The organism is Micromonospora sp. WMMD812, assembly GCF_027497215.1.
Taxonomy (GTDB): Bacteria; Actinomycetota; Actinomycetes; order Mycobacteriales; family Micromonosporaceae; genus Micromonospora.
This window is the reverse complement of the sequence record NZ_CP114904.1, coordinates 1228272-1250320: the sequence shown is the minus strand read 5'-3', so window position 1 is coordinate 1250320 and position 22049 is coordinate 1228272. Positions and strand designations below refer to the sequence as shown.

The window sequence follows — 22049 nt, the reverse complement described above, 5'->3', positions numbered from 1 at the left end:
CCGGACGAGATTTCCGTCCGGGGCCCGCGCTGCGACAGGGGGAGTGGCTACCAGGAGCCGGCGGTGGGGCCGGCCGACCCGCCCCGGCGGCGCAGGTACTTCTCGAACTCCTGGGCGATCTCGTCACCGGTCAGCGGGGTGATGCCGGCGTCGCCGACCCGCTCCTCCAACTCGCGGACGTACTCGCCGAGCTCCGCGTCCTGCTCGGCGGCGTTGCGCACCCGCTGCTCCCACTCGGCGGCCTCCTCGGCCAGGTCGGCCATCGGCACCGGCAGGTCGAGCACGTCCTCGACCCGGTGCAGCAGGGCCAGGGTGGCCTTGGGGCAGGGCGGGTTGTTCGCGTAGTGCGGCACGTGCACCCAGAACGACACCGCGTCCACCTCCGCGCGGGCGCACGCGTCGTGCAGCACCCCCACGATGCCGGTCGGGCCGTCGTAGCGGGTGGGCGTGAGCTGGTAGCGCTCGGCGGCCTTGGCGTCGGACGCGCTGCCGCTGATCGGCAGCGGCCGGGTGTACGGCACGTCGGCCAGCAGCGCGCCCAGCAGCACCACCCGTTCGACCTCCAGGCTGTGGCAGATCTCCAGAACCTGCTCGCAGAAGGTGCGCCAGCGCATGCTCGGCTCGATGCCCCGGATCAGCACCACGTCCCGGTCGGTGCCCTCCGGGCTGGCGACCATGAACCGGGTGGTCGGCCACTCGACCCGGCGGGTCTCGCCCTCGGCCATCGTGATGGTCGGCCGGCTGACCTGGAAGTCGTAGAAGTCCTCCGGGTCCAGCTCGGCGACCTGCCGGGCCTGCCAGACCTGCTCCAGATGCTCGACGGCCGCGGTGGACGCGTCCGCGGCGTCGTTCCAGCCCTCGAACGCGGCGATCGCCACCGGGGACCGCAGCACCGGCAGCCCGTCGAACTCGGTCACGCCGTCACCTCACCCTGCTCGTGACGGGCGGAGACGGGGCCGGCCCCGGTCGTCCGTCCCTGGTGCGCGGTGGCGTCCCTGTAGTCCTTCACGTCCGTCAGCCTACGTCCCGGCCCGGGATGCGGCCCGTCGGCCGCGCCGGTCGGCCCCCGGGACAACCCGGCAGAGGGGGTCGAACCGGACATGGTGATCCCGCTGACACAATGTGGGAAGCCGCGCCGGGCGCGAACCGTACGGCGGACGCCGCACTAACCTGAACCCGTGCGGACTTCGTTGCTCGACGTGCTGGCCGATCGGATCCTCATCGCCGACGGGGCGATGGGCACGATGTTGCAGGCCGCCGACCTCACCCTGGACGACTTCGAGGGCCTCGAGGGCTGCAACGAGATCCTCAACGTGACCCGGCCGGACGTGGTGCGGGGCGTGCACGAGGCGTACCTGGCCGCCGGCGCGGACCTGGTCGAGACCAACACGTTCGGCGCCAACCTGCCGAACCTCGGCGAGTACGACATCCCGCACCGGATCCGCGAGCTGTCCGAGGCCGGCGCGCGGATCGCCCGGGAGGCCGCCGACGCGCACAGCACGCCCGAGCGCCCCCGGTTCGTGCTCGGATCGATCGGCCCCGGCACCAAGCTGCCCACCCTCGGCCACGCCGGCTACGCGGACCTGCGGGACGCGTACCAGGAGAACGCGGCCGGCCTGATCGAGGGCGGCGCGGACGCGCTGATCGTGGAGACCTGCCAGGACCTGCTCCAGGTGAAGGCGGCCATCGTCGGGTCGCAGCGGGCGATGGCCGAGCTCGACCGGGTGGTGCCGATCATCTGCCACGTCGCCGTGGAGACCACCGGCACGATGCTGGTGGGCAGCGAGATCGGGGCGGCCCTCGCCGCGATCGAGCCGCTGGGCGTGGATCTGATCGGGCTGAACTGCTCGACCGGCCCCGCCGAGATGGGCGAGCACCTGCGCTACCTGTCCCAGCACTCGCGGACCCCGCTGTCGGTGATGCCGAACGCCGGCCTGCCCGTGCTCACGGCCGACGGGGCGTACTTCCCGCTCACCCCGGTGGAGTTGGCCGACGCGTTGGAGCGCTTCGTCACCGAGTACGGCGTCTCGCTGGTCGGCGGTTGCTGCGGCACGACCCCGGAGCACATCCGGGTGCTGGCTGAGCGGCTGCACGGCACCACCGCCGCGCCGCGTACGCCGCAGCACGAGCCCGGCGTCTCCTCGGTCTACCACCCGGTGCCGTTCGCCCAGGACGCCTCGGTGCTGATGGTGGGGGAGCGGACGAACGCCAACGGCTCGAAGGCGTTCCGCGAGGCGATGCTGGCCGAGGACTGGCGGGCCTGCGTGGAGATCGCCCGCAGCCAGGCCCGGGACGGCTCGCACCTGCTGGACCTCTGCGTGGACTACGTCGGCCGCGACGGCACCCGGGACATGCGCGAGCTGGCCGGCCGGTTCGCGACCGCGTCCACCCTGCCGATCATGCTCGACTCGACCGAACCGGGAGTCATCGAGGCCGGGTTGGAGATGCTCGGCGGCCGCTGCGTGGTCAACTCGGTGAACTTCGAGGACGGCGACGGCCCGGACTCCCGGTACGCCCGGGTGATGCCGGTGGTCAAGGAGCACGGCGCGGCCGTGGTGGCGCTGCTCATCGACGAGGAGGGGCAGGCCCGCACCCGGGACTGGAAGGTCCGCGTCGCGGTGCGCCTGATCGAGGACCTCACCGGGCGCTGGGGGCTGGACCGTTCGGACATCCTGATCGACGCGCTGACCTTCCCGATCGCCACCGGCCAGGAGGAGACCCGCCGCGACGGCATCGAGACCATCGAGGCGATCCGGGAGATCGCTCGGCGCTACCCGGGGGTCAACTTCACCCTCGGCATCTCGAACATCTCCTTCGGCCTCAACCCCGCCGCCCGGCAGGTGCTCAACTCGGTCTTCCTGCACGAGTGCGTGCAGGCCGGGCTGACCTCGGCGATCGTGCACGCCAGCAAGATCCTGCCGATGTCGAAGATCCCCGAGGAGCAGCGCGAGGCGGCTCTGGACCTGGTCTACGACCGGCGCCGCGAGGGGTACGACCCGGTGCAGCGCTTCATCGAGCTGTTCGAGGGGGTCGACGCCGCCTCGGCGCGGGCCGGGCGGGCCGAGGAGCTGGCCGCGCTGCCGCTGGACGAGCGGCTCAAGCGGCGGATCATCGACGGTGAGCGCAACGGCCTGGAGGCCGACCTGGACACGGCGATGGCGGACGGGCGCTCGCCGCTGTCCATCATCAACGACATCCTGCTCGACGGGATGAAGGTCGTCGGCGAGCTGTTCGGCTCCGGCCAGATGCAGCTGCCGTTCGTGCTCCAGTCCGCCGAGGTCATGAAGACCGCCGTGGCGTACCTGGAACCGCACATGGAGACCGTCGAGGACGGCGGCAAGGGACGCATCGTGCTGGCCACCGTGCGCGGCGACGTGCACGACATCGGCAAGAACCTGGTGGACATCATCCTGTCCAACAACGGCTACGAGGTGGTGAACATCGGCATCAAGCAGCCGATCAACGCCATCCTCGACGCCGCCGAGGAGCACCGCGCCGACGCGATCGGCATGTCCGGGCTGCTGGTCAAGAGCACGGTCATCATGAAGGAGAACCTGGCCGAGATGGCCAGTCGCGGGGTCGCGGACCGGTGGCCGGTCCTGCTCGGCGGTGCGGCGCTGACCCGCGCGTACGTCGAGGACGACCTGCGGTCGATGTTCCCCGGGCAGGTGCACTACGCGCGGGACGCGTTCGAGGGGCTGTCCCTGATGGACCGGGTGATGACCGCCAAGCGCGGCGGCGCGCCGGTGGTCGACCCGGAGCGGGAGGCGGCCCTGGCGGCGCGGCGGGCCCGCCGGGAACGGCAGCGGGCAATGGTCACCGAGTCGCTGCCCGAACTGGACGACGCCTCGGTCCGCTCAGACGTGGCCCGGGACGTGGAGGTCCCCGCCCCGCCGTTCTTCGGCACCCGGGTGGTCAAGGGCGTGCCCCTCGCGGACTACGCGTCGCTGCTCGACGAGCGGGCCACCTTCCTCGGGCAGTGGGGGCTGCGCGGCTCCCGCGGCGGACAGGGGCCGTCGTACGAGGAGCTGGTGGAGACCGAGGGGCGGCCGCGGCTGCGGTACTGGCTGGACCGCCTGATCTCCGACCAGATCCTCGAGGCGGCCGTGGTGTACGGGTACTTCCCCGCGTACAGCGAGGGCAACGACCTGGTGGTGCTGGACGAGAACGGGCAGAGCGAACGGGCCCGGTTCTCCTTCCCGCGGCAGCGGCAGGAGCGGCGGCTGTGCCTGGCCGACTTCTTCCGCCCGCGCGGCGACGAGCTGGACGTGGTGGCGTTGCAGCTGGTCACCGTGGGCCAGCCGATCAGCGAGTACACCGCGAAGCTGTTCGCCCGCAACGAGTACCGCGACTACCTGGAGGTGCACGGGCTCTCCGTGCAGCTCACCGAGGCCCTCGCGGAGTACTGGCACCGGCGGGTCCGCGGCGAGCTGACCCTGCCCGGCGGCCGTACCGTGGCCGACGACGACCCGGCGGACCTGGCCGGCCTGCTGCGCACCGACTACCGCGGCTGCCGGTACGCGTTCGGCTATCCGGCCTGCCCCGACCTGGAGGACCGGGCCAAGATCGTGGACCTGCTCGGCGCCGAGCGGATCGGCGTGCAGCTGTCGGAGGAGTTCCAGCTGATGCCGGAGCAGGCCACCGACGCGATCGTGGTGCACCACCCCGAGGCGAGCTACTTCAACGCCAAGTGATCGCCGCAGGTGCTCTGACCTGCGGCGGAGCGCCCGGAATGGCCGTGATTTGCATGATCATGCCGTCTCCAGGCCGTCCGGCGTCTGCGGATCGTCGGCGAAGGCGTGGTCGATCGCGCGGCGGGTGCGGTCCTCGCTGGTCGGCAGCAGGTGCGTGTAGATCCGGAGGGTGAAGCCGGGGTCGGAGTGCCCGAGGTACGCCGAAAGGGCTTTGACGCTTTCGCCGGCGTCCAGCAGGACCGAGGCGTAGGTGTGCCGGAGCACATGCATGCCGTTGTGCCGGTTGTCGGGGACGCCGGTCGCCCGGATGGCGCGCTTCCAGACGCCCGAGTTGAAGGCCGTCCGGCTCAGCGCCGTTCCGGCCGGGGTTGTGAGGTAGAGCGGCACGGTCCGCGGTTCGCCGGTCGAGGTGCCCCACGGAAGGGTGATGTCGACCGGCGGGTACCGCTTGGCGTGCTCGGCGAGCCGGCGCGCCACTGAGTCAGGCAGCGGAACATCCCGGACCTTGCCGCCCTTGGGCGGCGCGAAGATCAGGCGTCCCCGGACGAGCTTGACCTGACGGGTGACGTGCAGGACGGGCCGGGCGTGGTCGACGTCGTCCGGGCTGACGCCAAAGATTTCACCCTGTCGGAGGCCGCAGCCGGCGCCCAGGTCGACGGTGACCCGGTATCGGTCGGCGACGGCGGCGCGGAAGCGGGCGCGTAAGTCGTTCGGCCATGGGACCACCTTCGGCGCTTGGTACTTCGGTGGCCGGATCGTCTTGACCGCGAACGGATTGCTGACCACCTTCCCCCCACCAGAAGATCATCGACGCAGCCGAACTCGTCGATCAACTTCTGAAACAGGCCCTAGCTTGATCTTTAACCTCCGAGGGTCCTGTAGGGACCCTGACCGATCACGGAAACAGCCCTTGGTCGATGATCTTCTTGTCTAGGGAAGAACATCTATGACCAAGGGCTGTTCTGGTGATCAGTGTGCATGACCGTGGTCCGGCTGATGCTGTCGGGGAGTTGGCGGGGTTCCGGCGAGAGTTCTACGACTGCTTGACTGCTCGGGCTGACGCGTTGTTCGACCTGACGGACGCGGTGTTGTGCGCCGACGGGCCGGTCCGGTCGTTGGTGGAGTTGTCGCTGGTGGGTGAGCACCGTCGGGGCCACGGGGCGTTGTATGACGCCCTCGCCTGCGGCCGGCTGGATATCGATCGGTTGCGGACGTCCCTCGCGGCGGTGCCGTTGCCGCGGGCGGCTGATGGGCGTCTGGTCCTGGCGGTCGACATCACCTGTTGGTTGCGGCCGGACGCGCATACCTCACCGCAGCGGATCCTGTGTCACACCTACGGTCGTGGCAAGGATCAGACCATCATGATCCCGGGCTGGCCGTATTCGATGGTCGTGGCTCTGGAATCGGGCCGAAGCTCGTGGACCGCGCCGTTGGACGCGGTGCGGCTGGCGCCTGGTGATGACGCGGCCACGGTCACCGCTGGGCAGCTGCGGGACATCGTGGGGCGTCTGATCGCGGCCGGGCAGTGGCAGGCCGGTGACCTGGAGATCCTGGTCGTGGCCGACGCCGGCTACGACGCGCCCCGACTTGCGTTCCTCCTTCGTGACCTGCCCGTGCAGATCCTCGCTCGGATGCGTTCAGACCGGGTACTACGCCGGGCGGTGCCGCCTCGGCAGGCCGGGACGATCGGCCGACCGCGCAGGCACGGCGGCGAGTTCGTCTTCGGTGATCCCGTCACGTGGGATGAACCGGACGCAGCCACCGTTGCCGATACCCGTCTCTACGGCACGGCGCGGGCCCGAGCCTGGGACCGGTTGCACCCACGGTTGACCCACCGATCCGCCTGGATCGACTCGGCGAAGGTGCTGCCGGTCATCGAGGGAACCGTCATCCGTTTGGAGGTCGATCACCTGCCCAGCGGCGCGACCCCGAAGCCGGTGTGGCTGTGGTGGTCCGGCGTCGACGCCACCCCGGGCGACGTCGACCGGCTCTGGCAGACGTTCCTGCGCCGCTTCGACATCGAACACACGTTCCGCCTGTTCAAACAGACCCTCGGCTGGACCTGCCCGAAGATCCGCACGCCACAGGCCGCCGACCGATGGACCTGGATGATCCTCGCCGCCTACACCCAACTCCGCCTGGCCCGCGCCCTCGCCACCGACCTGCGCCGCCCCTGGGAGAAACCAGCACCACCGCAGCGTCTGTCGCCCGCCCGCGTCCGGCGAGGGTTTCGGCACCTGCGCGCGAAGGCCGCCTGCCCGGCCGGTGCACCCAAACCCTCCCGGCCAGGACCAGGGCGGCCACCCGGCCGCCGCAACAACCACCCCACCCCGCGTCACGACGTCCACACCGCGACCACCACGAACGCCAAGACACCGGCTGCGAAGAAGACGAAGTCCGTCAATCCCCGTCCACGCCGCACAGGTTAAAGATCAAGCTAGTGGTCTCCCTAGTGGTCTCGTTGTCTAGTCCCACCACATGCTTGACGGATGCGTCCCAGGACATGCTTGACGGTTGACCTAGGTTCTAGGGTTTGCCGGGCTCGGCTCTGGGCCTCGTATCGAGCCCAACGTGGCATGGTTACCGTATGATCCGTCTCGTGGCCGAGGATCCGGCCGTAAGCCTGGACGAGGGACAGGCCAGGCGAATCCAGTTCTGGTTGCTGGAGATGGTGCCCGCCCGCGGTTGCGATGTCCGACGTGCACCGACCGTCGAGATCACCATCACCGGGCCCTACGCGGATGAGCTGCATCCGCCGCTGTTGGCACGGGTGGAAGCCATTGCCGGGTGCCGCTTCGGAGTGGTTACTACCGGCGGCTGACCTCGTCGAGGCGCAATGCGTCATTGGTCGTGCTCCGCAGGACGTCTCGGTCGAGGTGGCACGGCGGTTAGCTGGGCGACCTTGCGCGGCCGGCTGGCTTTCAGATTCCGCACGGGTTGGTCGGTGGTGCGTCGCACGGTGCGCATGCCGTCGTCGCAGGCGATGGCCAGTTCGGTCTCGGTGACATTGATGGTGACGGTTTTGCCAGCATGCACGCGGCCGAGGGCGACTTTCTGCCCGACCACCATCACGACGCCGCTGTTGGAGGCGCGGCGCTGCACCTGCACCGGTCCGGTCGACGGTTGTGGGGGCGGTCCGGCGGGCCGGGCGCCCCGCCGCCGTGCCACCTCGGCAGCGGTGAGGGGGTTGGGTCTGGTGCGCAGCAGCTGCCGGGTGTCGAGGTCGAAGAAGCTCAAGGTCTTGTCCTCGATGCGGATGCCGACGCGTTGCCCGCCGAGGATCTCGGCGGCCAGGACGATGTGCTGACCCAGAGATACATGGCCGCCGCGGTTGATGGTCCGGTCGACCTCGACCGCGTCACCGGGTGGTGCCTGGGGCAGAGGCGGTTCACCAGCTGGTCGCCCGCCCTGCCGGAGCAGGCCGGCGAGGTCGGCTGCGGACAGGTGTGAACGCACAGACTTGATCCGGGTGCCGCCGGTGAGGAGGTGGATGACGTCGGTGTCCGCCCAGAACGTCACCGTCACGCCAGAGCGGGCAGGGCCAGGCCAGAACTGCTTTCCCGCCACCTGCAGGTTCCCTGACGGTGGCACTACCCGGTCGAACTCCACCGCCCCCGGCAGCACCGGCATCGGCGCCGGGACCGGTGGTGAGACCAGAGCCTGGTCGACGGGCTGATTGAGCCTGGCAGGCAGCTTCACTGGCACCACCTGCTCCGGGACGGGGGTGAACCGGTCGGCGGGGAAGTCCATGTCCAGGGATTGGTGCGGCCGGTCGGTGTTGTATTCGTGCCGGAAGGCGTCCACGGCGGCCTGGACGGTGTCCAGGTCGGGCCAGACCGGCACCTCGTCGAGGAGTTCCCGGCGCAGGGTCTGGTGGAACCGTTCCACCTTCCCGGTCGTGGTCGGCGACGCCGGTTGGGTGAGCCGGTGAATGATGCCGTTCTCCCGGCAGATCCGGTCGAACATGACCTCCCCGCCCTTGCCGAACCGGTCGGTGAACTGCTTCCCGTTGTCAGTCCGCACCTCTTCTGGCACCCCGAACCGCTGCAGCGCATCGGCGAAGGCCAAGCAGACGGCCCGGCCGGTGGCCCGCCTGACGACCTGGGCGATGACGCAGAACCGGGAGTGGTCGTCCACGCCCGTGACGACCTTGGCCTCGGTGCCGTCGGCGAGCATGATCCCGCCGACGATGTCAATCTGCCATAACTCCATTGGCCGAGCCCGCTGCCAGCGCACATAGTCCTTCCGACCCCGACGACGCTTGGCCGGGTCGATCAAGCCGTGGCGGACCAGGATCCGATACACCGTCATCCGCGACGGCACCGGATCCGGACAGCCACGCCTGCCCAACTCGAACGCGATCCGCCGAGAGCCCCACCGCGGATGATGCCGACGCAGCTCACACACCAACGCCTCCACCTCCGCCGACGCCTGATGAGCACACCCCTGCGGCCGGCGGGACCGGTCTTCCAACCCGGCCAGCCCCACCTCGGCATAACGGGCGAGCCAGGAATGGATCGTCTGTCTCGACACCCCGGTCCGGGCTGCCACTTCCACCACGGGTTCTCCGGCCTGCACCGCGAGGACCGCCCGATACCGCTGCTCCACGATCGACAACTCCACCAGCGCCAATCCCGGCCTCCCCAGCTCGCGATGCCCGCAACCATCACGCGATGAGGAAGCCGAATATCGATCATGTCAAGCATCTGGTGGGACGCTGGTGTCAAGCATGTCCCGTGACGGGACACCCTAGTGGTCTCGTCTCCTGTGAGGAATTTCTGTACGGGATCAAGGCGGCCCGCGTCGCGGGCCCCTCGCGCCGCCGAACCTGGACCGGGCCGATGGCCCGCCGCCGCGCCTCTGGCCTTCGGCCGCCAGCGCGCCGGTGTTAGCCCGCCGGCGGCGCGACATACGACGAAGCCTCGGGCCGCCATGGTCGATGGCAGATCCGGGGCTTCAGTACGTCGAGACACGGGCAGTGCCTCCGGCGGGGCGCTCAGGCGCTCTGGGATGGTGGCGCCATCCCGTCAACCGTCGTCCGGGCAGAGCCGAGCAGGTGGGGGCTGCCCGGTCAAGGTCGTTCAGACGGTGGTGTGCTCCACCTTGACCGGGCAGCCCCCACCTGCTCCACAAGGTGCGGACGAAGGCCGAGGGGATGGCTCCAGGGCGAGCACGATCGGCGCGATCCGGGCGCCGGTCCGTTGGCTCCATTGCTGGCCTGACCAGGCGCGATCAGCGTGGGCGCGATCGCGGCGACCGCCGTCACTACGGCGGCGCCGAGCGCCGAGTCGGCGACGTGGAACTGGTCCTCCATGCGACCGGATAGCCGTGAGCCGTGAGCCGTGGCCGGTGGGTGAGGACGTTCGTCCAGGCGGAGCCAGCAGATGCAGGTCAATAAATCGACGGACACGTAGAACTTGAGTCGCTAGGGTTGGAGCTGTTGCGGAACCGTCCGCCTGGGAATTGAGGAGCACTGATGTCTAAGTCATCGGTTGGAGCTTCCATTCGCCCCTTGGTGACCGCAGTCGCAGGCTTGTAACGCCGCGCGTGTAGCGAACTCAGCCCACATCCCGGTCGCCGGGGCGAGGTGACACGTGTCACCGGCCCTTGGCGCTTTTCGGCGTCTCCGTTCGCCTTTCCGGGAGCTCTGCTGTGTCCGCTCATCGTTCCTCGATTCACCGTGTCCTTGTCTTTCTCCAACGCCTGATCACTTCCCCGTTCGGGAGGAGAACTCGACGGCTCAGGTCAGCTCCGGCTGCTCCACACCATGCTGATGAGACCGTCAGCCGCAACGTTCGCCTGCTGGGCTGGTTCAACTTCCTCGGCGACTTCCGCATGTACGGGCCAATCATGGTCATCTACTTCGCGCAGGTCACCGGCTCGTACACAGCCGCCGCAAGCCTGCTGGCGCTGAAAATGCTGTCCTCCGCGGCGTTCGAAGTCCCCACCGGCGTGCTCGCCGACCGGCTCGGGCGTCGCGGCACGATGATCGCCGGTGCCGTCGTCATGGTGGCCGCCCACCTCGGGTACGCCGGCGCTTCCGGCTACGGCCTCCTCCTGGCAGCTGTTGTGCTGGAGGGATTGGCGACCTCACTGTGGAGCGGCAACAACGACGCGCTTCTGTACGACACTCTGCTCGGAGCCGACCGGGAGGAGGAGTTCCCCCGGCACTCGGGCCGTGTGAACTCGATGTTCCAGCTCGCGCTCGCGCTGGCGGCAGCCATAGGTGGCGTGGTCGCCGGCGCGTGGTCGCTGCGTGCGGTGGTCGTGCTGTCGGTCGTGCCGCAGGTGCTGTGCGTGCTCGTCGCCTTGCGGGTCCGGGAACCGCGGGTGCACGGCCCGCTGGAATCGAACGTGCTGGTGCATCTCGGATCGGCCCTGCGCGGCCTCCGCCGTAATCCGGTGCTCCGCCGGATGACTCTGGTGTCGGCGCTTCGTTACAGCAGCGAAAGCGCGGCTCAGTTGTCGCCTGTTTTCGTGGCAGGGCTGTGGCCGCTCTGGGCGCTGGGCCTGTGGCGCACCTTCGGCCATGGCGTGGCCTTCGTCGGTTTCCGCGTCAGTGGTTGGGTGATCGGCCGGGTGGGCGCGGCCCGCACTTTGCTGTTCGGTGAGCTGTTCGACAACGTGGCGAACTTCGTGGCGCTGGTCAAGCCGACGGTATTTTCGCCCGTGCTGCTTGGGTCACCGGCCTACGGCATGTCGACGATCGCCCAGCAGACGTTGCTGCAGCGCGAGTTCACCGATCGGGAACGCGCGACGATGGGTTCGCTCGGGTCGCTGCTCGGCAGCGTGCTGTACGCGCTCGTCGCCGTGGGGGTCGGCCTGGTGGCAGACCGTTGGGGCATCGTCGCGGCGTTGCTCGCGATCCAGGCAGTGGTCCTGGTCGCACTTCCGCTCGCCTGGTCGGTGCACGCACACGCTCTCCGACCGCCCACTTACCCCGACGCCCCTTTGGCCGGAACGACAGCAGGAGAGACGGCATGAGAGCCTTCTCAGCCCCGGCGAGGCCTGCGGTAGACGTCAGAGCGGTACCGGACCACCGATCAGCGGTGCGCGCCGAACGGAACCCGGCTGCCAATCTCTGGGGGATAAGCGGCCATCCCGGCAACGCCGAGGGAATTTCAAGATCATGCCGTCTACAGGCCGTCTGAGGTGAACCAACGGCGACCAACGATGACGATCGACGGCAAAGCCCAGCGCAGGTCAGGGGCCGTTCGGTCCGGTTGACGTTAGTATGCCGAGGGCCTTCCACATTGCAACGCCAAGTAGTCGGGGCAAACGCTCTGACCTGTTCAGGCACCGGCCTCAAGCACGGCGAGGTCGCGTACCGCGTAACGGTGATGCTCGGCCTCTTCCTTGAGCACCACCGTGAGGCAGCGGCGCACGACGTACTCCTGGTCTGGATATGGGTCCGCCGGCTTGCGACCACACACCCGATCGAGCTCGGTCTCGGTCAGCCCGTCGACGACACGCCGCATCGTGGCCATGCGGGCGAGCCGCGGCGCGAGTACCTCGTCGAGCGTCGGGGTGGCGTCGAGGGTGAGGCCGAGCTTCGCCGCTGTGTCGGGCGGCATCCCGCCGTGCGGAAGGCCCAACCGGTGATACGGCGCATCCTCCTCGAGCACGGCGTTACCAAGCCAGGCATCGCCGGCCATCAGCAGGTGCCGTTGGGTCTCGACGAACGACCACTCGCCGTTGACCTGCTCGTGCAGCTTGGCCTCGGGCAGCAGTCTGGCGCGGTCGAGCGTCGCCTCCCACTGCGTCTCGATGGCATCCCAAGCAGTCCGGTAGTCGACGGGGGACGCGGCGTCACGCGCCAGCACCCGCGTGGGATGCTGCCGGTCGAGCTCGGCCTCGACGTAGGCAGTCACGTCGACGTCGTTAACAACGAGACGCTCGAAGGCGCCACCGAGGTAGACGTCGCCCCCGTAGCAGTCCACGATCTTCAGGCCGCTGACCTCGCAATCGCGAATCTCAAGGCCGGCAAGATCGCAGAGGTGGATGTGGGCACCACGGAACTGGTCACTGTGGGCGTACGCGGCAGGCATCGAGACAGCCTCCCGAATCCGTCCCGACTGCGTCAATGGGTAGCACAGCCGTGAGGGACGGTTTTGAGTCGGACGCCGTCGATGAGCAGGTGGACGACGGTGGTGTCGGCCCGGAGGGCATTGGGGGCAGCCGCGGTGGGAGGTGCGCGTCGGCGGGCTGGCCGCGGGCGTTCAGTGGGGGAACGCGCGGGGGACGCGTGCGTTGAGGAGTTCGTCGCGGAACGCGTGGATGCGCGTGATGACCTGTCGCCTGCCGACCGTGTTCTCGATGCGGTCAAGGTACAGGCATCGGGCGGCGAGTTTGTCGAGGTCGACGGTGAAGTAGATCGCCATCAGCGGGTTGACGAACAGGTCCCCGTCTCCGGTGCGCCGGCTGAACCGGACGTCTCCGAACGCGCCGCTGGTGGCGGCGGCGATCTGTCCCTGGACGATGCTCGGCCGGTTCGGGGTGGCGGCCAGGGCGTCGGCGACAGCATCGCGGTACAGCGCCGCCTCCCGGCTGGAACCGGGGATGGACAGGGCGCCGAGGTAGCCGCCGTCGCGGTCGAGGGCGGCGAGGTTCTCCAGCACCTGGACGTGGTTGACGCCGTCGTACGCGTCGATGCCGAAGCCGAGACTGGTCACCAGCTTGACCGGCACGTCCAGCCCGCGCACGGCGGCCAGGCTGGTGATGTCCTCCACCGGGGTGCCGAGATCGCTTTCGTCGCCGCGCAGCAGGACGTCGGTGCCGCCGTCGACCAGCACGACCGCATCGATGTTGAGTTGTTCGACCAGGTGCCGGTACGCCGCCCGAAGCGGTTGGACACCGAGCGGCGGAAAGGCGTACACGGTCGACGGCAGCTCCTGAGCCGCCAGCCACCGGGCGAGCGTCCGTTCGGGGAAGTACCAGTCCGGGCTGGTGGTGCCGGGCCGCACCGCCGCGACGTGCTCCGCTACCCACGCCTCCTGGTCGATCAACTCGAGCTCGGAGAAGGACAGGCTGGCCAGATGCACCTGGGCGCCGCCGCGCCACAGGGTGAACGCCAACGGCAGCCCGGCGTACACGTCGAAGCCCCCGCCCGCTCCGGCGATGAGGATGTTCCGCGCCGGAGCCAGCGCGGCAAACAGCGGCGGAACGGCCAACGAGAACGCACCGAGGTCGGCAGTCAGAGCAGCAGGGTTCATCACCGCTCAATGATCAACCAAGCCGACCTCAGCTGAGCTGTTCGGCCAGCCCGACGACGATGCCCTCCGGGCCACGGACGTAGCAGAGCCGGTAGCTGTCCTCGTACTGCGCCAGCTCGCCGACGAGTTCGGCGCCGTGGGTACGCAGGCGGGCAACGACGTCCTCGATGTCGTCGACGGCGAACATGATGCGACGGATGCCCAGCGTGTTCGCCGGCGCATCCTTCGGCTCGGCGCTGATCGCCTTCGGCGTGTGGAACATCGCCAGCTCGATCCGGCCGTGGCCGTCCGGGGTCCGCAGCATCGCGACATCCTGTCGGACGTCATCGATCCCGATGACACGCTCGACCCAACGTCCCTCGACTGGCGCCCTGCCCTCCAACTCCATGCCAAGTTCGACGAAGAACGCCACAACAGCGTCAAGGTCGTCGACAACGATCAGGACGTTGTCCATCCGCTGGATCGTCATGCCGGGTCTCCTTAGCCTCGTGCACCTACCGACTATCACTCTCGGTCGCGGTGACCCGGCTTGTCGTGCGAACGGCCGTTACCGGGGAGGCCGCGCCCGCCGCCACAGTTCCGCGCGGATGGCTGGCCACCGCTGCTGAAACGCCTGCTGGGCAAACCACAGGGTGTCCGGTGGGTCCGACCGGCCACGGGAACGGGCTACCGTCGCCGCGAACGCTTCGCCCGCGCGCATGCGGTAATACCGTCGCCAGCGCTCCGGCGACCCTCCGGGGCTGGCGTTGACCTCCTGCGTCAGCCGGACCTGCAGCCCGTGCAGCTGGTGTGACAGGTCGTCGCCGGCGGGCCAGCCTTGCGGCAACGCGTCGAGGACCGCGCCGACCGCAGGCTCGCCACGCAGGTCCTGCTCATCCGCGAGCATGTCGAGCACCCAGCGCAGCGCGGCGCGCTGCGTCGACTCGCCGGCCAGCAGCAGCATGGCCGCCAGGTCCGGATCCGCCGCGCCGAACATGCCCGGTGGGCGTGGGTCGTCCGGGATCGGTGTGCGCAGCACCACCGTCGGGTGTGGCTGGTCCAACCAGGAGGGGTCCAGCCGGATGCCGGTGCGCCGCTCGACGAACGCCAGCTGGGCGGGATAGTCCAGGTCGTCGCGCAGCGGGTCGCGATCCTCGTCGAGGGCCGTGGGTTGCTCGCCGGTGGGCTGGTCGTCGTCGAGGCTTTCCAGCCGGGTGAGCACCCGGCCGAAGGCGGCGTAGCAGAGGAAACTGCGCCCGTTGGCGGCGCCCCACCACGAGCTGTGCACCGCGGCACCGTCGGACAACCATCGCAGAGCCTCGTCGCGCACGCCCTCGCAACCCGCGGTCTGGACCATGACCACGGCGGGCCCCACCTGGTGCAGGTGCGCCGTCCCGTCGGGTTCCTCGAAGTCCCACCCGGCTCGTTCCTCGATGTCGGCCGGGTTCCCGCCGAGCCGGCGGGCCGCCTCGGGCACGGTGACCGGCTTGGTCAACGGCTGGACGACCGTCCAGCAAGTTGCGAAGTCGACCAGATCCGGCTTCGTTTCGAGCAGCCGCTCGTACCACGCCACGTCCTCGTCAGTCATCGGCACCATCCTCCCTCCCGGACCGACCGGCGTGAAACCGAGTTCCTCGGGTAGCGCAGAATGCCGCCCATCACCGCGACTACACGGTGCCGAGTCGGGGTCGCGTGCTGACCGAGGCGCTGGGCCGAGCGGGGCTGGGATGACGGCCGACGGCCGTCATCCCAGCCCCTCCAGCACCGTGCCGGTCGAGCCTCAGTCGACCGGGGCCGGGGCCCCGACGCCGCGGCCACCGCAGTGGTTGATGGTCGTGAAGGGGAGGCGGAGCCGGAGCTGGCCGGCGATCGGGACGTTGCGTTCCCGGACAACCCGCAACTCCTCGTCGGTGAGGGCGCGGCCGTAGATGCGGAACTCGTCGAGGGTGCCGCGGAACGGGTTGTTCAGGCCGTCGACCCGTCGGCCGAGGAAGATGCTGTGGATGCCGAACTCCTTGCCCGTGGTCACCGAACCGCGGGGGGCGGCCAGGTCGGCCACGGTGGCACCGTCGATGAGGACCCTGACCCGGGTGGCCGTGCGTTGCATGGCGACGTGGTGCCAGAGCCCGTCGTTGTACGCGCCCGCGATGGTGATGTTCGCGTCGCCCTGGCCGGTGCCGACGACACCCCGGATGCGGTTGCTCGCGGGTTCCGCCCGCAGCCAGATCTGCGCCGCTCCCGTGCCCACCTGGTGGAACCACCAGATCACGATGTTGCCGGTCGTCTCGCTGTATCGGAACCAGGTCATGATCGTGAACTGGCTGTCCTCGAGGTCGACGTCCGGGTTGTACGGCACCTCCACGTGGTCGTCGACGCCGTCGAGCGCGAGCCCGGTGCCGTACCGCCCCGCGGTCAACGTCGCGTTGCCGCGCACGTAGGCGGTGTTGTCGTACCGCGGTGCCGCGTCCGGGGTCGTCGGTCCCGGCTGCGGTGGCGGCGGTAGGTCCGGCGGCGAGCCGTTCGGAGTGTCGAGGTACGCCTCGTTGAACCTGACGAACTGGATCACCTCGTACAGGGCGGCCTCGCCACCCTCGTACAGCACCCCGGCCACGGGGCCCGCGACCGGATCGGTCTCGATCTTGACCAGGTCGGAGTACCCGCCCGGGCCCCAGCTGATGACCTTGCCTTCCTGCCAGGGCTCCCAGGTCCGGGCCTCGTCGTACGAGGACCGGATCGTCAGGGCCTCGCGCTTGCCGGGATTGGCCGGTCCGGAGAACAGGATGCGGTTCCGGTCGTCACCCTCGTCGGTGGCGGTGAGCCGCAGCAACGCGCCCTGCACGACCGGCATCGTCAGCTCGGGCGCCATCTGGAACGGCGCGTCGTAGTTTTCGCCGCCGTCGCTGGAGATCGCGTACGCCCGGGTGCCCTCGGCCGTGCCGGCTTCCCGCACGTTGACGTAGATCCGTCCGTCGGTCAGCTCCACCAGCGTCGACTCGTTGACGAAGATGTCGTCGGCGGCGCCACCGGCGCTGGCGCCGAGCTGCCAGGTCTCGCCTCCGTCGTCGCTGTACCCGAGGTGGACGCCGGCGACGCGCCGCCCGTCCGGTGCGAACGACTCGTGGTTGGCGCTCATCACCAGCCGCCCGGTGTGCGGGCCGCGTTTGAGTTGGATGGCGTGCACCGGACCGGTGGCGTACCACGCGGTCCACTCTGGCCGCATCAGCTCGGTCATCTTCCGCGGCGCGCTCCAGGTCGCTCCGTAGTCATCGCTGATCTGCAGGTACGGATCGCGGCCACCGCTTCCGGTGCCCGGGTTGTGGGTCGTGAAGAGTACGACGCGGCCGGTCCGTTCGTCCACGATCGGCATCGGGTTGCCGTGCGTGTCTCCGCTGCCGCGCGAGACGACCTGCAGCGGCCCCCAGGTGCGACCGCCGTCGTGGGACCGCTTCAGCACCAGATCGATGTTGCCCCGGTCGTCGCAGTTGGTGACCCGGCCCTCGGCGAACGCCAGCAGGTCCCCGTTGGTGGCCTTCACGATCGCCGGGATCCGGAAGCAGAAATACCCGTCCGTGTTCGCGGTGTAGACCGCCCGTTCCTCGTGGTGCGGCTCGGCGGCGTGCGCGGTGCCGCTGGTGAGCAAGGCGGCAGCCATCGCCGCGATCGCCACGGTGGACCACAGCCGACGGTGTCTTGGTCTCGTCATGTTCCCTACCTCCACTGGTCACCGCTGGGGCGGCTCGTGTCGACCGGCAGGTGGAGCCGAGCTGCCGGTTGTCGTACGTGTGGCGCTCGCGGATCGTCCGCGGCTTCGCCCGCACCGCCCAACTCTCGTCACGCGAAGATGTCGGACATCCTACGTCCGACGTCGAGAGTCGCAAGCCCCTCGCGCGTCGTGCCGACCAGGGTGGTCCCGCCCGAGGCTGGTCAACCGCCACGACCTGAGCGGTTCGACATCCCTGGCATGGCGGCGAAGAGGGGGCGCAACGCCTCAAATTCCAGCGTGAGTCCGCAGAAGCAGCTACTGGCATGGATTTCTGCCCGCGCTCGTGATCCACGTGGCGAACGGGGCTGGGTCGCAATCGGACGGCGAAGCTGACACCTGTTGACCGCAACCGGCCTGGGGAGCAAACTCGTTGACGACCGCGAGGAGGTCCCATGTCCTACCACCGGAGAATGACGCAGACAGCCGGTGCCGTGCTCGCGCTGGTGCTCGGCCTGGCGAGCCCGGCCCCCGCCGCCGGCCAGGACGCCCCCTCGACGGCGCCACGCCAGGACGCCCCGTCGACGGCGCCACCGGGCGACTGGGTCGGCACCTGGTCGGCCTCGGCCTCCGGCACCGTGCCCAACCTCCCCACCGGATACGCGGACCGGACCATCCGCAACGTCGTGCACACCAGCGTCGGTGGCTCGGGTGTGCGGGTCGCGCTGACCAACGTGCTCGGCACGGCGGCGGTGCGGATGGACGCGGTGACGGTCGCGGTCGCCGATGCGCCCGACGCGCCGGACGCGATCGCGGGCACGATGCGCGCGCTCACCTTCGGCGGCACACCATCGGTGACCATCCCGGCCGGCGGCGAGGTGCTGAGCGACCCGATCTCCCTCGCCGTTCCGGAGGACGGCGACCTCCTGGTCAGCGTGTACACCCCGGTGGCGTCCGGGCCGGTGACCTATCACCAGGTGGCCAACCAGACCTCGTACCTGTCGCAGAACGGTGATCACGCGGCCGAGGAGTCCGGCGCGGCGTTCACCGAGACGATCACCTTCTGGCCGTACGTGAGCGGCGTGGACGTCCTGGGACGCGCCGAGGGCGCGGTGGTCACGCTCGGCGACTCGATCACCGACGGGAACAACTCGACACGGAACGCGAACCACCGCTGGCCGGACTACCTGGCCGACCGGCTGATCGCCGAGCCCGGGAAGACGCGGCTCGGCGTGCTCAACGCCGGCATCAGCTCGAACCGGTTGCTCAACAGCACCTGGAACCCCAACGCGCTGTCCCGGTTGGACCGCGATGTCCTGACCGCGACCGGCGTACGTTCCGTGATCGTCATGTTGGGAATCAACGACATCGGCGGCCAGCCGCAGCACCACGAGCCGTCGCAAATCATCGCGGCGCTGGGCCAGCTAGCGGCTCAGGCCAAGGCGAAGGGGCTGCGGGTCACCGGTGGCACGCTCACGCCGTTCGGCGGGTCGAGCAACTACACCGAGGAGCTGGAAGGCGTACGGCAGGCGGTCAACGACTTCATCCGCGACGGCGGCGCGTTCGACGCGGTGGCCGACTTCGACGTCGCGCTGCGGGACCCCGCGCTGCCGAACCGGTTGCGGGCGGAGTACGACTCCGGCGACCACCTGCACCCGAAGGACGCCGGTTACCAGGCGATGGCGGCGGTCGTCGACCTGGACAAGCTCGACGCCGGCCGGCCCGGCCGCTGGGTCGGCACCTGGCAGACGGCCATGGCGCGGACGACGCCCGGTGCCGACCAGGGCCTGCCGAACCACTCGATCCGCAACCTGGTGCACACCAGCGTGGGTGGTGACACGGCTCGCGTGCGCCTGTCCAACGCGCTCGGGACGGCACCGGTCCTGATGGGACGAACGACCCTGGCGGTCGCGAGCCGACCCGACGCGCCGGACGCGGTCACCGGCACCATGCGTGAGCTGACCTTCGGCGGTGCGCCATCGGTGACCATCCCGGCCGGCGGTGAGGTGCTCAGCGACCCGGTCTCCCTCGCCGTGCCCGCGGACGGGGACCTGCTGGTGACCGTCTACACCCCGGAGCCGTCCGGCCCGGTGACGGAACATCCGCGCTCGTACCAGACGTCGTTCATCTCCTCGGACGGCGACCACGCGGCGGACGAGCATGGCACCGCGTTCACCCAGCCGACGACGGCCTGGTACTACGTGACAGCCGTGGACGTCCGGTCCTCCACCGCGCGCGGCACGGTGGTGACCTTCGGCGACTCGATCACCGATGGGGACAAGTCGACCGTCAATGCCAACCTGCGGTGGCCCGACGCCCTCGCCGACCGGCTCGCCGCCGAGCCGGGACCGACCAAGCTCGGCGTGGTCAACAGCGGCATCAGCGGCAACCGGATCCTGGACAGCAGCACGGGAACCGGGATCGGGGGCCCGAACGCCTTCGCACGCCTGCCCCGGGACATGCTGACCACGTCCGGAGCGCGCACGGTCATCATGCTCGAGGGCGTCAACGACATCCTCAACCTCGAACGCCCCGACCCGGACATCCTGAAACTCGCCCTGCGGCAGATCGCCGCCCAGGCGCACGCACAGGGCCTGCGGATCGTCGTCGGAACCATCACGCCGATGAAGGGATGGCGCTCCTACACCGAGGAACGCGACACGGTGCGGCAGGCCGTGAACGAGTTCATCCGCACGAGCGACGACTTCGACGCCGTCGTCGACTTCGACGCGGTGGTGCGTGACCCGGCCGACCCGCAGAGGATCCTCCCGGCGTACGACTCGGGCGACCATCTGCACCCGTCGGACGCGGGCTACCGCGCGATGGCCGAGGCCATCGACCTCGGCACACTCCGCTGAGCGCTGGCTGTGCGGCCGGGGCTCCTAATCGCCTTTCCTGCTGAACCGCCGGCGGCTACTGTGGCGCGGCGAGTGACCCACGAGGAGCTGAGACATGCCCGGTCGTCCGAGCGCGCGTTGACGTCCTAGGCCGAGATCGGCCTGTCATCGCGTGCTGCCCCTGAATCGCGCGGCACGGCGAGCCTTTCCCACCTGCACCGCCAGCAGATTGGCCGTACGGCGGTCGGTGCGCCTTGCCCGCAGCAACCCAAGGGGTCCCTGTGCCGTCCCGTTACTCCGCCGTCTCCGATTCCGCCCGATCCGTTACGCAGAACCTGTGGCGCAACTCCGACTTCCGCAGCCTTTGGGCCGGCCAGACGGCCTCACAGGTGGGCGAGCATTCGAGCCTGGTGATCCTGCCGCTGATCGCCGTCCTGACACTCGACGTCGGCGCGGATCAACTGGGCGTCCTGCGCGCGGTGGGGCAGGCACCGCAGTTGCTGCTCGCGCTGTTCGTGGGCGTGTGGGTGGACAAGTGGCGGACCCGCACGGTCATGGTCGTGGCGGACCTCGGCCGGGCCCTGGCGCTGGGCGGAGCCGCCGTGGCGGCCCTTGTGGGCGGCCTCGACATGCCGGTACTGCTGGCCGTCGCCTTCGCCGTCGGGGCCCTGTCGGTGTTCTTCGACGTCGCCTACCAAGCCTCCCTCGTACGCCTGGTGAAACGCGATCAGCTGCTGCAGGGCAACAGCGCGATCGAGGCAAGCCGGTCCGCGGCCCAGATCGGCGGTCCCGCCCTCGGCGGGACGATGACGTCCCTGCTGTCGGCGCCGATCGCCGCCGCAGCCAGCGCCCTGTTCTTCGTGGTGTCGTTCCTGGGCATCTCCCGTGTCCGTCACCGCGAGTCGATCCCCGCGCAACCGGGCGGGCCCCAACGGGTCTGGCTTCGGATCCACGAGGGCCTCCGCTTCGTGGCCGGCGATGCCTTGCTCCGTACCGTGTGCCTCGCCTCGGCCGCATTCCAGTTGTCCTTCGCGGCCATGATGACCACCTACCTGCTCTTCTTGCCCCGGGAACTGCACCTGTCCGGTACCGCCATCGGACTGGCGCTCGCCGCGACGGGACCGGGGGCGCTCGTGGGCTCCCTGCTCGCCGCCCGGCTCCCGCGCCGCCTCGGTTACGGCGCGACACTCGTCGGAGCGGCGGTCATCGGTGACGGCGTGATGCTGTGTGTGCCCGCGCTGCACGGCGCCTCCGTGGCCACCATTCCGGCGCTGATCGCGATCAACCTCGTGTTCGGGGCCTTCGGCCAACTGGTCAACGTCGCCATCATGGCCGTCCGGCAGGCCGTCACCCCGGACGCGATGCAGGGCCGCGTCGCCGCGACGATCACCTTCGCCGGCATGGGTCTGACGCCAGTCGGCTCGCTGCTCGGCGGCCTTCTCGCCGAACACTGGGGAATGCGGGCGGCGCTCCTGGTCACGGCCGCCGGCATGATGCTGTCACCCGTGCTGATGGTTCTGTCTCCACTCGCCCGCCTGGGACCGCTCCTTCCGTCACCAGACAAGCCGCAGTAGTCGTCGCCGGCCGACAGCAGTCCGGCGAATCGAGCTCGCAGAGGGCACCACGG

Annotated in this window: 14 protein-coding genes; 6 read left to right on the top strand and 8 right to left on the bottom strand. The window is 69.7% G+C overall.

The window, feature by feature from the left end:
* Nucleotides 1-47: 47 nt before the first annotated feature.
* Nucleotides 48-917 (bottom strand): PAC2 family protein, encoded by an 870-nt coding sequence (locus O7603_RS05695; RefSeq protein WP_281574624.1) that lies wholly within the window; start codon nt 915-917, stop codon nt 48-50.
* A 261-nt stretch (nt 918-1178) separates the two neighbouring features.
* Between O7603_RS05695 and metH the strand changes: the two genes are divergently transcribed.
* Entirely contained in the window at nt 1179-4694 is a 3516-nt protein-coding gene (gene metH, locus O7603_RS05690; RefSeq protein ID WP_281574623.1) for a methionine synthase, read from the top strand.
* A 57-nt stretch (nt 4695-4751) separates the two neighbouring features.
* Here metH and O7603_RS05685 read toward each other — a convergent pair whose 3' ends face one another.
* Complete coding sequence (locus tag O7603_RS05685; protein ID WP_281574622.1) at nt 4752-5480, bottom strand: site-specific integrase; 729 nt, start codon at nt 5478-5480, stop codon at nt 4752-4754.
* A 179-nt stretch (nt 5481-5659) separates the two neighbouring features.
* Between O7603_RS05685 and O7603_RS05680 the strand changes: the two genes are divergently transcribed.
* Both O7603_RS05680 and O7603_RS05675 read left to right on the top strand, forming a co-directional pair.
* The gene (locus O7603_RS05680; RefSeq protein WP_281574621.1) at nt 5660-7123 is read left to right on the top strand and encodes an NF041680 family putative transposase; all 1464 of its coding nucleotides are present in this window, start codon (nt 5660-5662) and stop codon (nt 7121-7123) included.
* 170 nt (nt 7124-7293) lie between these two features.
* The gene (locus tag O7603_RS05675) at nt 7294-7515 is read left to right on the top strand and encodes a hypothetical protein (RefSeq protein WP_281574620.1); all 222 of its coding nucleotides are present in this window, start codon (nt 7294-7296) and stop codon (nt 7513-7515) included.
* Between the two features lie 20 nt (nt 7516-7535).
* Here O7603_RS05675 and O7603_RS05670 read toward each other — a convergent pair whose 3' ends face one another.
* The gene (locus O7603_RS05670) at nt 7536-9317 is read right to left on the bottom strand and encodes an IS481 family transposase (RefSeq protein ID WP_281576617.1); all 1782 of its coding nucleotides are present in this window, start codon (nt 9315-9317) and stop codon (nt 7536-7538) included.
* Between the two features lie 1029 nt (nt 9318-10346).
* Between O7603_RS05670 and O7603_RS05665 the strand changes: the two genes are divergently transcribed.
* On the top strand, nt 10347-11678 hold the full coding sequence (locus tag O7603_RS05665; RefSeq protein WP_348651056.1) for an MFS transporter: 1332 nt from the start codon (nt 10347-10349) through the stop codon (nt 11676-11678).
* 308 nt (nt 11679-11986) lie between these two features.
* On the opposite strand, the gene O7603_RS05660 is transcribed toward O7603_RS05665, so the two are convergent.
* From O7603_RS05660 to O7603_RS05640, 5 genes are all read right to left on the bottom strand, one after another.
* Entirely contained in the window at nt 11987-12742 is a 756-nt protein-coding gene (locus O7603_RS05660) for a DinB family protein (RefSeq protein ID WP_281574619.1), read from the bottom strand.
* A 171-nt stretch (nt 12743-12913) separates the two neighbouring features.
* Nucleotides 12914-13906 carry a DUF1152 domain-containing protein gene (locus O7603_RS05655; RefSeq protein ID WP_281574618.1) on the bottom strand — a complete coding sequence of 331 codons (993 nt, stop codon included), beginning with the start codon at nt 13904-13906 and terminating at the stop codon, nt 12914-12916.
* 28 nt (nt 13907-13934) lie between these two features.
* On the bottom strand, nt 13935-14375 hold the full coding sequence (locus O7603_RS05650; RefSeq protein WP_281574617.1) for a VOC family protein: 441 nt from the start codon (nt 14373-14375) through the stop codon (nt 13935-13937).
* A gap of 78 nt (nt 14376-14453) precedes the next feature.
* Entirely contained in the window at nt 14454-15473 is a 1020-nt protein-coding gene (locus O7603_RS05645) for a hypothetical protein (RefSeq protein WP_281574616.1), read from the bottom strand.
* A gap of 192 nt (nt 15474-15665) precedes the next feature.
* Nucleotides 15666-17588 (bottom strand): sialidase family protein, encoded by a 1923-nt coding sequence (locus tag O7603_RS05640; protein WP_281574615.1) that lies wholly within the window; start codon nt 17586-17588, stop codon nt 15666-15668.
* A 470-nt stretch (nt 17589-18058) separates the two neighbouring features.
* Here O7603_RS05640 and O7603_RS05635 point away from each other — a divergent pair, with 470 nt between their 5' ends.
* Complete coding sequence (locus O7603_RS05635) at nt 18059-20443, top strand: SGNH/GDSL hydrolase family protein (protein ID WP_281574614.1); 2385 nt, start codon at nt 18059-18061, stop codon at nt 20441-20443.
* A 260-nt stretch (nt 20444-20703) separates the two neighbouring features.
* Entirely contained in the window at nt 20704-21996 is a 1293-nt protein-coding gene (locus tag O7603_RS05630) for an MFS transporter (RefSeq protein ID WP_281574613.1), read from the top strand.
* Nucleotides 21997-22049 lie beyond the last annotated feature (53 nt).